Raw genomic sequence first — 574 nt, forward strand, 5'->3', positions numbered from 1 at the left:
GAAGGTCGTAGGTTCGACTCCTATTATCGGCACCATTTAAATCAATAAGTTACACATCATTAGTACCTTCCTTATTTCTTGACTGGGACAAATTTGGGACCGATGGGTTCAGAATCAAGTCTATTTGCCGTGCGTGTTCGGTAAGGTGATTAGGTGCGAGGTGAGCATATCGACGAACCATTTCGATAGACTCCCAGCCTCCCATTTCCTGTAACACTGATAACGGGACTCCGGCTTGAACCAGCCAACTTGCCCAGGTGTGTCTCAAGTCGTGAAATCTGAAATCATCAATACCAGCCCGTCTCAGCGCCGCTTTCCAGGCTGTGTTTGCGTCATACCGCATCTTCCTTACTGTTGGCGCTTTCGTTCCGTCTGGTTTGGTACAGCTTTCCTTGTACACAAATACCCAACGGTGATGATTTCCGATTTGTTTTTTCAATACGCGACATGCAGTATCATTCAGCGCAACGCCAATTGCGCGGTTTGATTTACTCTCTTTGAGGTGTACTGGCAATAGCGGACACTACCATTTGTTCTTTTTTAAGCAGCCATCTGATGATATTTTTCCCTGAAG

The 574-nt window shown here is 46.0% G+C and carries 1 pseudogene; it reads right to left on the minus strand.

Annotated elements, in window-relative coordinates:
- Positions 1–49: 49 nt before the first annotated feature.
- Positions 50–508, minus strand: a pseudogene (locus ABZJ92_RS22210) (site-specific integrase); the annotation flags it as partial.
- Positions 509–574 lie beyond the last annotated feature (66 nt).

It is taken from the genome of Shigella sp. FJ200513 (genome assembly GCF_040495915.1).
Taxonomy (GTDB): domain Bacteria; phylum Pseudomonadota; class Gammaproteobacteria; order Enterobacterales; family Enterobacteriaceae; genus ECMA0423.